Annotated in this window: 11 protein-coding genes; 8 read left to right on the forward strand and 3 right to left on the reverse strand. The window is 52.7% G+C overall.

Features of this window, described 5'->3' with window-relative positions; genetic code table 11:
- The first annotated feature begins 366 nt into the window (after window positions 1–366).
- From C3F36_RS19165 to C3F36_RS19200, 8 genes are all read left to right on the forward strand, one after another.
- Entirely contained in the window at window positions 367–1272 is a 906-nt protein-coding gene (locus C3F36_RS19165) for a flagellin N-terminal helical domain-containing protein (RefSeq protein ID WP_042015961.1), read from the forward strand.
- 607 nt (window positions 1273–1879) lie between these two features.
- Complete coding sequence (locus C3F36_RS19170) at window positions 1880–2779, forward strand: flagellin N-terminal helical domain-containing protein (RefSeq protein WP_042015962.1); 900 nt, start codon at window positions 1880–1882, stop codon at window positions 2777–2779.
- Window positions 2780–3380: 601 nt separating this feature from the next.
- On the forward strand, window positions 3381–4280 hold the full coding sequence (locus C3F36_RS19175) for a flagellin N-terminal helical domain-containing protein (protein WP_104455701.1): 900 nt from the start codon (window positions 3381–3383) through the stop codon (window positions 4278–4280).
- A 41-nt stretch (window positions 4281–4321) separates the two neighbouring features.
- Window positions 4322–4780, forward strand: coding sequence for a flagellar protein FlaG (locus tag C3F36_RS23885; RefSeq protein WP_233759670.1), 459 nt, complete (start codon window positions 4322–4324; stop codon window positions 4778–4780).
- Window positions 4781–4811: 31 nt separating this feature from the next.
- Window positions 4812–6209 (forward strand): flagellar filament capping protein FliD, encoded by a 1398-nt coding sequence (gene fliD, locus C3F36_RS19185; protein WP_162183356.1) that lies wholly within the window; start codon window positions 4812–4814, stop codon window positions 6207–6209.
- A 20-nt stretch (window positions 6210–6229) separates the two neighbouring features.
- Entirely contained in the window at window positions 6230–6652 is a 423-nt protein-coding gene (gene fliS / locus C3F36_RS19190) for a flagellar export chaperone FliS (protein ID WP_042015966.1), read from the forward strand.
- A 14-nt stretch (window positions 6653–6666) separates the two neighbouring features.
- On the forward strand, window positions 6667–6975 hold the full coding sequence (locus C3F36_RS19195) for a hypothetical protein (RefSeq protein ID WP_233759671.1): 309 nt from the start codon (window positions 6667–6669) through the stop codon (window positions 6973–6975).
- Window positions 6975–9080, forward strand: a complete 2106-nt coding sequence (locus tag C3F36_RS19200) for a motility associated factor glycosyltransferase family protein (protein ID WP_104455702.1) — start codon at window positions 6975–6977, stop codon at window positions 9078–9080. The genes C3F36_RS19195 and C3F36_RS19200 overlap by 1 nt, the downstream gene beginning before the upstream one ends.
- Window positions 9081–9153: 73 nt before the next feature.
- Here the strand turns inward: C3F36_RS19200 and C3F36_RS19205 are convergent, their stop codons facing one another.
- Genes C3F36_RS19205 through C3F36_RS19215 form a run of 3 tightly spaced genes read right to left on the reverse strand, consistent with a single transcriptional unit; the run spans window position 9154 to window position 11520 of the window.
- Window positions 9154–9819, reverse strand: a complete 666-nt coding sequence (locus tag C3F36_RS19205; protein ID WP_104455703.1) for a class I SAM-dependent methyltransferase — start codon at window positions 9817–9819, stop codon at window positions 9154–9156.
- 11 nt (window positions 9820–9830) lie between these two features.
- Window positions 9831–10868: a pseudaminic acid synthase gene (gene pseI, locus C3F36_RS19210; protein ID WP_199769727.1), complete on the reverse strand. Its 1038-nt coding sequence runs from the start codon at window positions 10866–10868 to the stop codon at window positions 9831–9833.
- A 4-nt stretch (window positions 10869–10872) separates the two neighbouring features.
- Window positions 10873–11520, reverse strand: a complete 648-nt coding sequence (locus C3F36_RS19215; RefSeq protein WP_104455705.1) for a formyltransferase family protein — start codon at window positions 11518–11520, stop codon at window positions 10873–10875.

Genomic DNA, 11520 nt, shown 5'->3' on the forward strand with positions numbered 1-11520 from the left:
CCAATAGATGATGGGGCGGCGATTTTAGGGGCAAGGTGTGGGGATGAGCAATGCTGGCGTGCAAAAGTGGGAGCCAGCGCCGGTTTCTGGGAGACGGGTGGAGAGTGACCACAACGCCATGTCTGGTGCGGGGCCCGGGCCTCTGCTCGTGGGTGTGCAGCGCACCATGGCAAAAAACTCCGATTTTTTTCTCAAGAGTGGGGGATAGAGGCCGATATATAGGTTAGGCGGCAATTACTGCCATAAAGGCAGAAAAAAGAAATTAAAGTCTTACTAAAAGACGCCGTTAACTAAACATATCAGGCACAAAACAAAATAAAGCCTGAGTGAATTAAAGTTAAATTTTAATAGCTTAGGAGAAGAATCATGAGTCTGTATATCAATACCAACGTTTCATCGCTCAACGCTCAGCGTAACATGATGAACAGCACCAAATCCCTGGATACCTCCTACACCCGTCTGGCCTCTGGCCTGCGCATCAACAGCGCCAAGGACGATGCGGCAGGTCTGCAGATCTCCAACCGTCTGACCTCCCAGATCAACGGTCTGGACCAGGGCAACCGCAACGCCAACGACGGCATCTCCCTTGCTCAGACTGCTGAAGGGGCGATGGATGAAGTGACCGGTATGCTGCAACGCATGCGTACCCTGGCTCAACAATCCGCCAACGGTTCCAACTCCGCCAAGGATCGTGAAGCCCTGCAAAAAGAAGTGGATCAGCTGGGGGCCGAGATCAACCGTATCTCCACTGCAACCACCTTCGCAGGGACCAAGCTGCTTGATGGTTCATTTAGCGGTACTTTCCAAGTAGGTGCTGATGCCAACCAGACCATCAGCTTCAGCCTGAGTCAGGCCAACGGTTTCAGTATCTCTGGAATCGCAGCGGCAGCGAACACCACGGTAACGGCAGCAAGTGGTGGTACCCTTGCGGTCGATGCCATTTTCACTAACGGAGCTGCAGCTGGCGGTATCAGCATCAGTACCCAGACCAACGCCCAAAACGTGCTGGCGGCGGTTGATTCCATGCTGACCGTGGTCGACAGCAAGCGTGCCGAACTGGGTGCGGTGCAAAACCGTCTGGACTCCACCATTCGCAACCAGGCTAATATCTCGGAAAACGTCTCTGCCGCTCGATCCCGTATCCGCGATGCAGACTTTGCGACCGAGACCGCCAACATGACCAAGCAGAACATCCTGCAACAGGCGGCTTCCAGCATCCTGGCCCAGGCCAACCAGCGTCCCCAGTCTGCACTCTCCCTGCTGCAGAACTAAGGTCCTGATGCCGAGAAAAAGAAAAGGGCGGTTGTTCAGGCCGCCCTGGTAAACAAGATGGAACAATGGGGTGTTCGGATTTACGCCTTGTTCTATCGAAAGAGAAGTTCTCTTATTGGTATACCCCTCGAGTGTTGCGCAGATCGTTCACTCTGTCACCCTCGAGGTTGTTCTCCTGAGCGTAAGCTCTTCTTTGGCCGACATTGTCGGCCTTTTTTATGGGCGCCGAAAAAATGGCGACACAGAAAACACTGCACAACCCATGCCAATTTATGGCATCAGATATGAAAAAGGCGGGAGAGGATCAAGGGAGGGGGAAATGAAGTGGCCGATGGGCTACCAAGGCTCCGCTTTCTCACTTTAGTGACCTGGTATGCATAAATTGTTTTAAAGGTTCTGAGAGGCAGGCCGTTACAGAAGATGAAGCAAATCGAGGGGTGTTCGGAAAACCAACATTTGCGCAACTGCGGGTCCGATGTCCGTTCAAACAGAGGGCCCGCCAGATGAGACAGACCGTTCAATCTGTCCATCTGAACGGTGGGAACCTGATTGTGTATGACACAACACACAGGGCCCGCAGTTCCTTGTTCATCAGGAGAGACCTTTTATGGCCATGTTTATCAACACCAACACTTCATCACTGAACGCCCAGCGTAACTTGATGAACACCACCAAGTCGTTGGATACCTCTTACACCCGTCTGGCCTCCGGCCTGCGCATCAACAGCGCCAAGGATGATGCGGCGGGTCTGCAGATCTCCAACCGTCTGACCTCCCAGGTAAACGGCCTGGACCAGGGCAACCGCAACGCCAACGATGGCATCTCTCTGGCGCAGACCGCTGAAGGGGCCATGGACGAAGTGACAGGCATGTTGCAACGCATGCGTACTCTGGCACAACAATCTGCCAACGGCTCCAACTCCGCCAAGGATCGCGAAGCTCTGCAGAAGGAAGTGGATCAGCTGGGCTCCGAGATCAACCGCATCTCCACCGATACCACCTTCGCTGGCACCAAGCTGCTGGATGGAAACTATAATGGCAGCTTCCAGGTAGGGGCGGATGCCAACCAGACCATCAGCTTCAGCCTTTCTCAAGCTGGGGGTTTTAGCATTTCCGGTATTTCTGCTGCAGCGAACACTACTGTGACGGCAGCGAGTGGTGGCACTCTTGCCGTGAGCACCATCTTCTTGAGTGGTAGTGCGGGTGGCATCAGTATCAGTACTCAGACTAATGCGCAAAACGTACTGGCCGCCGTCGATTCCATGTTGGGTATCGTGGACAGCAAGCGTGCCGAGCTGGGTGCGGTGCAGAACCGGCTGGATTCGACCATTCGCAACCAGTCCAATATCTCGGAAAACGTCTCTGCCGCTCGCTCCCGTATCCGTGATGCAGACTTCGCCACCGAGACTGCCAATATGACCAAGCAGAACATCCTGCAACAGGCGGCTTCCAGCATCCTGGCTCAGGCCAATCAGCGTCCGCAGTCGGCCCTGTCGCTTCTGGGCTGATGACATATGACAGGGCGGCAGTCCATGCCGCACTGCTCTAAAAAGGAAGCATTTTATGCTTCCTTTTTTATTGAACCCCTGTCTTTCTGCTTGCGATAGGCAGTTGTGGCGTTTGCCACAGCTCAAGTGATGAACATCGGTAAGGTAGTCTGCACGATGACATTCTCCTGGACCGATACCTCGCGATAGTCCCGGTCCGTCTTGCCTCATGATGACTCACAACCAGCCACGACTAACCCGCAGCATCGAATGTGACGTTATCTTTCCACTCCGCTCATGGTTGTCTGATTGCCAGACTCACCACGGCAATATTCTCTCCGGCTATTTCTGCATCAAGGGAGGAGGTACTTTGCCACCTGGGTCGCCAAAAGCGGCAAGTATTTTCCTAAAGCTTCCGGCAGGGCTGCCGTTACAGATGATGAAGCAAATTGAAGGGTGTTCGGAAATCCAACATTTGCGCGACTGCGGGTTCGACGTCCGTTCAAACAGAGGGCCCGCCAGATGAGACAGACCGTTCAATCTGTCCATCTGAACGGTGGGATTCTGACTCGCTTGATGCAAGCAGGACCCGCAGTTTCTTGTTCATCAGGAGAAATCTTTTATGGCCATGTTTATCAACACCAACACTTCATCACTGAACGCCCAGCGTAACTTGATGAACACCACCAAGTCGTTGGATACCTCTTACACCCGTCTGGCCTCCGGCCTGCGCATCAACAGCGCCAAGGATGATGCGGCGGGTCTGCAGATCTCCAACCGTCTGACCTCCCAGGTAAACGGCCTGGACCAGGGCAACCGCAACGCCAACGATGGCATCTCTCTGGCGCAGACCGCTGAAGGGGCCATGGACGAAGTGACAGGTATGCTGCAACGCATGCGTACCCTGGCGCAACAATCTGCCAACGGCTCCAACTCCGCCAAAGATCGTGAAGCTCTGCAGAAGGAAGTGGATCAGCTGGGGGCGGAGATCAACCGTATCTCCAAAGACACCACCTTTGCCGGTACCAAATTGCTGGATGGCAACTACAGCGGCAGCTTCCAGGTCGGTGCGGATGCCAACCAAACCATCGGTTTCAGCCTCTCCCAGGCTGACGGTTTCAGCATCTCCGGCATTGCGGCTGCAGCCAACACGACGGTGGATGTAGGTACTGTCATTGGTACCGCCATCAACGTTACCGCCATCTTTGCTGCCGGTAGCTCTATCAGCATTAGCACTCAGAGTGGTGCTCAACAGGTTCTGGCTGCTGCTGATGCCATGTTGGGAGTAGTGGACAGCAAGCGTGCAGAGCTGGGTGCGGTGCAGAACCGTCTGGACTCCACCATTCGTAACCAGGCCAATATCTCGGAAAACGTGAGCGCAGCACGTTCCCGTATCCGCGATGCAGACTTTGCGACAGAAACCGCCAACATGACCAAGCAGAACATTCTGCAACAGGCGGCTTCCAGCATCCTGGCCCAGGCCAACCAGCGTCCGCAGTCTGCACTGCAACTGCTGGGTTAAGCGGGCCGTAACGTCAACATCATTGATATGAGGAGCAGCAGATGGGCAATGAATCGATAGCCATGCCTTCTGTTTCTTCGACGCTAACTCAACATGGCGGCCCTCAGGCCGCCATGCCTGCTTCTTCATCTGTTGCGGGTGGACATGATGTGGCCGAACAGAAAGGCGTCGAGTCGGCAGCCAAGGCATCGCAGGAGCCTCCGACACACATCAAGACAGTCAAGCCGAGCATTGACAAGGTCTATATAGAAAAACAGGCCCAAGAATTGCAGGAGCGCTTGGACAACTTGAGCAAGATGAAGGGATGGACAATCAACTTCAGTCTGGTTCCCGAGCTGGAGCAGCCGGTCATCAAGGTCATTGATGTGGATACCAAACAGGTTATCCGACAGATCCCGAGTGAAGAAATGCTCTTGATGAACAAGAGGTTGCAGGCCATGGAGCAGGCAGGGAACACCCTGCCAAGTCTCTCCGGGCTGTTGTTCGATGGCCAGGTGTGACCTGATATTTTAAGTCGATAGACAGGAGGATGTGATGGCAATTACTTCAGCAGGGGCGGGGTCTGGACTCGATCTTGAAAGTGTGATCTCGGCGAGTGTTGCAGCGAAAAAAGCTCAATTGCAACAGCCGATCATTACCAAGCAAAACAGTACCCAGATCTCCTTGTCCGGTATCGGTCAGCTGAAATCCTCCATCTCTGCCTTTACCGACATTCTGGATAAACTGAGTGCGCCAGGTGCGTTCAACAAACGTGCCATCAACATCACCCAGAGCAAAGATGACCCCATTTTGAAGGTGGAGAGCAAGTCTGGTGCTTCCAACGGTCAATACAACATCATCGTCAATAAGTTGGCGGAAACGAGCCGCCAGGAGGGGATCTTCGACAGTTCGACCACCCCTCTGGCGACTCAGGATGGGCAACTGACCTTCAAGGCGGGTGACAAGACGTTCAAGGTTGATGTGAAGGCTGGGGACACCCTGCAAGATATCCGTAAAAGCATCAACAGCAATGGCGATAACTTCGGCCTGAGTGTCAACATCGTAAACACGGCTGATGGCAAGGCCAAGCTGGTGATCGACTCCGGTATCTCGGGAGACGGCAAGGATTTGACCATCACCGGCGATAACGCCGAGCTAGGGGTCTTCGAAGCCGGTGGCGGTGTGATGAGCCAGACCCGTGCAGCCAGCAGTGCCGAGATTAACGTGGATGGCAACGTCCTCAAGAGTGATACCAACACCTTTGATGATTCCATTCAGGATCTCAAGGTGACGGTACTTCGCGTGTCGGATAAAGACAGTGCGGGGGATCTCAAGGCAAACAAGGTCGATATCACGACCGATAAGACCTCCATTCAGGAGCTTGTCCAGCAGTTCGTGGATGGTTACAACACTCTGCAAGACAAGATGAATTCCCTGGGCAAACGCAACACCTTCGTGGGTGGTGTGAAGCAGGACGATGGCGGTGCCCTGGCCGGTGATTCCACCACCCGAGCGATCGAGTCTTTCATGAGCAACCTGCTGGTCAGCCCTTCTCAGAACAGCGGTACTTATTCCACCGTCTTTGAGATTGGCATCAAGATGGACAACAAGGGAAAACTGTCCCTCGACAAGACGAAGTTCGGGGAAGCTGTCGACAAGAACTTCGATCAGGTGGTGGCCCTGTTTGGGGGAGAGAAGGGGCTGGCATCTACCTTGAATTCCGGCCTGAAAGAATATACCAAGAGCGGCGGCATGCTTGCGCAACGAGAAGATGTCCTGAATTCGGATTTGCGTGCGCTGACCCAAAAAACGTCGACGGCCAATGCCCAGTTGACGAAGTATGAAGCGGCATTGCGCGCCCAGTACGGCAGTCTGGATGCCTTGTTGGTCAAGATGAACAGTTCTGCTTCTGCATTGGCAACATTGCAGACGAGTTATCAGAAGTCTTGATAGATCGAGAGTGTTGAATTATGTACAAGCGCAATATCAAAGCATATACAGCGGGTAATTTGGCGGCCGATCTGGCCACTGCAGACCCTCACCGTGTCATCCAGTTGATGATGCAGGGCTGCCTGGAGCGACTGGCTCAAGCCAAGGGAGCCATTGAGCGCAATGACATGGAGGCCAAAGCCACTGCCGTCTCCAAGGCACAAGGATTGCTTCACGGGTTGCAGGATGCGCTGGACATGAGCCAGGGGCGCATGGCGGAGGATCTGTATGGGCTTTACGCCTATATGGATGAACGGGTATGGGATGCCAGTCTGAACCGGGATACGGCGCCTCTTGATGAAGTGATGACTCTGATGCTGACCATCAAGTCAGGCTGGGATCAACTGCCTGAATCCGAAAAACACCAAGGTTATCAGATGAGACAGCAGTTGGGTGAGCTGTGAGCTCCAGGCTTGCCGTGCTCGAAGAGGCACTGGACGAGAATGCCCGCCTCCTGGAGACGCTGTTGCGGCAGCAGCAATATGATGATGCCTTGCAATGCATGGATGACAGGCTTGTCTTGATCGATAAGCTGGTCACGCTGGCCAGCGGCGAAGCGGCAGAGCAACAGGCGGTAGCCGCTCTGGCCGTCAGATTGTCCGTTCAGGAAGAGGCCATGAAAAACCTGGCCGCCACTCATCATCATGCCATTTTTGAACAGTTGACCCTGTTCGGAAGAGCCAGCAAGGCCGGTCAGGCCTATCGTGTGAACAGCAAGGAGTTCTGATGTCGCTCAATGTCGATTCCGCCCTGATGCAAGCTGAGCAGGATGCACTGCGACTCCAGCAGCAGGCAGAACAGGAAGCCGCCATGGCAGTGGCGTTGCCGCTGAGATTTGAACAGAATATGGCGGCATTCCGTCGATATATTCCCCATATCGCCGATACCTATGAGCGTTACCAACCCGCTCGCCCGTTCAGGTTCTTCTGCAACGAGAATGGTCAACCCAATCTTGAGTGGCTAGACGATGGCGTTGCCGTCTACGGCAACGAACCTTACCTCATCTGTGAGACCCTGGTCACCGAGTTCATGGAGAAAGGGGGCCTGTCCAAGTTCTCCTTCAGCCAGGAGGCAAATCCCCTTGGCTTTATGCATGTCGAGTATCTCAACAAGCTGAATGCTTACCTTGACGATATTTCTGAGACGGAGACCCAGCTCGAACATGTCCCCAATGAGGTCCCCAGCGCCCTGGTGTTTGGCGTCGGTCTCGGATACCACCTTGGCTATCTTTATGAAAGGTGCAAGATCGGCACTCTGTTCCTCTTCGAGCCGGACCTGGATCTCTTTTACGCCTCCTTGTACTGCTTCGACTGGGCGCCTTTGCTCGATTACCTGCATCAGGAGAACCTGGGGATGCAGATCCTGCTGGGACAGGATGAAGAGAGCATCGTCAAGGATTTCTCCTCTGCCATTCACAGCCGTGGCTCCTTCCTGATTGCCAATGCATTCATCATGTGGGGCTATCAGAATGAAAAGATCAAAAAGCTGATCGAAAAGGTGCAGCAAGAATATTTCTTGCTGGTGATGGGGTGGGGGTTCTTTGACGACAATCTGATCGCCCTGTCTCACACCATCAATAACATCGAGCGCGGAGTCCCGTTCCTGCAAAAAGATCGACGGGTCTCGCCCCAGTATCAACGAACCCCTGTTTTCATCGTCGCCAATGGCCCGTCTCTGGATGATGCCATTGCTGTCATAGAACAGAACAAAGACAAAGCCATCATCATTTCGTGTGGCAGCGCCATTTCTGCCTTGCACAAAGTGGGCATCAAACCGGATATTCACGTCGAGACGGAAAGAACCAAGATCGTTTATGATTTCCTGGTGAACCTGGATGATCCTGAATATCTGCGCGATGTGCTGTTCCTGAGTACCGATGTCATTCATCCTGACTGCGCGACGTTGTTCAATACCTCGGCACTCGCATTCAAACTCAGTGAACCTGGCGTCGTGCTTTATCGCAATTATTTCCCCGGTTTACAACCTTGTGCGGCCCTGGGGGGGGTGAACCCCCTGGTCGGCAACATCGGTGTCAGTGCTCCCATCCACCTTGGCTTCAAGCATCTTTATCTCTTCGGTCTGGACAATGGGTACAAGCACAAGGGGCATCACCATTCCCGGCTCAGCTCTTACTACAACAATGAAGAGAGTGCCGGAACCCTGGGTGAGATGATGTATGGCGACAGCCAATGGCGGCGAGAAGGGAATTTTGGCGGTATGGTCATCAGCAACGCCATGTTTGATACCTCCCGCCATGTCATGGAGCAAGCACTGGCGGCCAATCCCGATGTACAGTGTTTCAACTGTAGCGATGGCGCCAAAATAACCCATACCAGAGCCTTGCCCAGTGTTGAAATCAGCTTCTCCCAGCGCGTTGACAAGACGGCGTTGCTGGGAGAAATCGCATCGTTGTGCGCCCCTATTCCACTGTCCAAAGAAGACTTTTCTTCTCTGCTCGATGTCGAGTTCTTCAATATCTTTATCGACAAGATGATGGAGGAATGGCAGCAGCCGTTCACGTCGCGCAACGAAGTGAACCAGTTGATGTTGCGCAACTTTGGTTACCTCGCCCAGATTGCAGCCACACGGCAGCAGCATATTACCCAGACCATGGTCGGCTCAATGAACTATGTGTTTACGCTGTTGAGCTCCGTTCTCTATTCGTTCGAAGGTGAAGAAAAAACCCTGCAACTGATGAAGCCAGCCATCGCGTTGTGGCTGGAGTTCCTCGGGAAGGTGAAGGCGATGTATCCAAGAGCACTCGACAGTGTGGACATGATAGATAACGAAGTGATGGCATTGTTCAGAAAAAAAGCGGGTAGCAAGGTGTGAATCTCCCCTGGAAGGGGTTATACAAGCCATGAGCCTTGCACGAAGAAAATACCGACCCAGGGGTCGGTATTTTTTATCTTTTTGGATAGGGGTTCTGCGCTGCGAGCAACCTTGCATCCTTTCGCAAGATTTGCACGGAGATTAGGGCATCCGGTTCCATTTCTGCGCTACCGTCGTGATGCTGTACATGTTCAAACAGACGGTGGTAACCCGGATGCCAACCAAACAGCTCCCCATAGTTCATCTTGTAGCTGAATAAATGGGCATGATGCTGATAGTCGTTGCGATAATGTCCTGCCGGCGGGTTGAAATCCAGTATGGTCATCAGGCCCCGATCGGCCAGTAGCGCATCGCTGCCAGCGGCAATCTTGAACAAGTCTTGGGGATCGCACAGATAGAGGCAGAAGCCGAAGATGATGAGATCGACAGGTTCTATATCGGGCAGACTGTCGGCCGTTCCGACTGCAAGGCGCAACCCGGGATAGCGTGTGCTCCCGTCTTCAATGGCGCTGGCCGAAGGGTCCACCCCATAGCATCGGGCACCGTAGTGCTCGGCCAGCTGCGCCAGCCGCCAGCCGTTGGCACAGCCTATCTCCAGGATCCTGGCAGGTTTGCAGCCCAGATACGCCAGCGCCTTGAAGATAGGGTCGCGGTCCAGGGACTTGGCGAGGATGGCGGCCTTGTTGCGTTCGTACCACTCGTTCCCTTCCCGGGACATGAAGACCTTCTTCTGATGCATATGCCCTCCCATTATTTAAAAACGTCGTTGTTTACCGGCGTGTTTGCCAATATAGGTTGAGTAACAGTTTTTCCTATCACATCAGGAAGATATTTGGGCGCCAATCCAAAGCCAGGACGTACACTGCGCACCGCATCTGCCGTGATGGTTTCTCCCACCTGCAGGTCTTTGACAAAATAGAGCGATCGCCGGAATTTTACATTCTCTACTTCGCTGGATTTTCGACTGTAATCCACTTGGCCCAGTGCAGACCATGCTGTTTTGGCGCCAGTACACAACTGCTTCAACTCTGCCGGTTCCAGCGAAAAAGTATCATCAGGCCCCCCGCCATTTCGATCCAGAGTAAAGTGTTTCTCGATGATCGATGCCCCGAGGGCAATACTGGCAATGGCCGTGGTATTGTCGAGCGTATGGTCTGACAACCCGGTCACCAGCCCGAAGCGTTGTTGCATATCCAGCAGGGTGCGAAGATTGTAATCCTCTGCTGGGGCTGGGTAGCCGCTGACACAGTGCAATATGGCCAATTCTTTGCAACCACCTGCTCGGGCAGCGTCGATAGCCTCTGCAATCTCTTCGGCATTCGCCATGCCTGTCGATATAATCATGGGTTTGCCTGTGCCGGCGACATAGCGGATCAACGGCAAATCGATTGCCTCAAAGGAGGCGATCTTGTAAGCCGGAGCATTTAAATCTTCAAGAAGATCCACTGCGGTGGGATCAAAGGGAGAGCTGAAAATAGTGATGCCGACTCGACGAGCATGTTCAAATAATGGGGTGTGCCATTCCCAAGGAGTATGGGCCCATTCGTATAGTTCATATAATGTTCGACCTGACCATAACCCATCTTTTATTTGAAAATCAGGTAGATTGCTATCCAGTGTGATTGTATCGGGACGATAGGTCTGTATTTTTAGCGCATCGGCACCAGCTTTCTTAGCCTGCTCAATGATGTTGAACGCGGCCTGAAGATTACCATTGTGATTCGCTGACATTTCGGCGATCACATAAGGTGAGAAGGTCGGCCCAATCTTTCTGTCCGCGATGGTTATGTATTTATTCATCTTTTACTCTCTCTAGCGTTAGCTTGTATTTGTGGCCATGAAGCGTGAAAAACGCAGGGAAACGCTCAGGGTCACACACTCTTATCAGTCCAAATTGGCTTGCAATAGATAGCTGAGGATCTACCTCGCTATCTTCCGCATTTCGACGTGGATAATATGTTTCCTCAATCAAGGCCGACTGCTTTTGAGGTTGAATGACATGGAAATTAGTCACAGCGTAATCCATCAGTTCCGATTCTGCTGCAAAAAGCAACTCATTGATTTCATCATAAAGACTATGACTCGGAATATGGACGTGGCATTTGTTCCATATATCACCACTATCAATCCTATCTTCAGCTTCTAACAAGCTCACTGTGATATTCGTAGCACCACCAATGATCTCCCATATGTGTGGGCTCCAGCCCCGTCCTCGAGGAAGATCACTGGCATGAATAACCAACGTTTTTTTAAATCGACTCCGCTCAGACGCAGTAATTATTTCGGAGCAGGAGATCAGAAATAATAAGTCACCTTCTGACAACTCACTTTTCCTACGGACAAGTTGAATCGTATGTCGTGTACTGTTTCTCTGAACCCAGTCATTGAGCATCTTATTGACTGGGTGATTTTCTGAGGTACAAAGAATGGTGATATTCAT

The sequence above is a fragment of the Aeromonas sp. ASNIH2 genome, from assembly GCF_002934795.1.
In the GTDB taxonomy this organism is placed as follows: Bacteria; Pseudomonadota; Gammaproteobacteria; order Enterobacterales; family Aeromonadaceae; genus Aeromonas; species Aeromonas caviae.